This window comes from Stenotrophomonas sp. GbtcB23 (genome assembly GCF_019091045.1).
GTDB classification, from domain to species: domain Bacteria; phylum Pseudomonadota; class Gammaproteobacteria; order Xanthomonadales; family Xanthomonadaceae; genus Stenotrophomonas; species Stenotrophomonas rhizophila_A.
Genome location: NZ_JAGXKC010000212.1, coordinates 1 through 438, shown reverse-complemented (window position 1 = coordinate 438; position 438 = coordinate 1). Strand labels below are relative to the sequence as shown.

Sequence of the window (438 nt, the reverse complement as noted above, 5' to 3'; positions counted from 1 at the left end):
AGTCTCTGCATGGAGTAACGCTCGAAGTCCAGACCGCCGTCGGTATTGACACCGTTGATGGCCAGCGGCACTGGGCCATCAATGGCCTTCGACTTCCTGAATGCTGCGATGTCCGCGAACACCGTCTGGAGGGCATCGAGCGCGGGATCGTCGAACGCGGCGCCGGGGTTCCAGTTTTGAGGGTGAACGCCGCCTTGCCGCGTACTGGCGTACTCCGTGTCGCTCGCGATCACCAGCCACCGCGGAGAGCGGCTGTTCCACCCCTCCCGGATATAGGATTTAAAGGGCGTCGTCCTGGTCAGACCGCACCCCGGAACGATATTGGTTGGCGGATAGGGACTCGGGTCGCCCGCCCCCATGCTGGATATCTTTCCATCCCCGTCCCCGTAGCTGCGGCTGCTGTAACTGCCATCGGGTGCCGTGTAGTTGTGGTCGAAC

1 protein-coding gene is annotated in these 438 nt (G+C 62.6%); it reads right to left on the bottom strand.

Translation table 11 applies throughout. The annotated features are described in order from the left end of the window. A partial coding sequence (locus tag KVS69_RS18835) for a hypothetical protein (RefSeq protein ID WP_217539496.1) occupies positions 1–438 on the bottom strand: 438 nt, incomplete at both ends.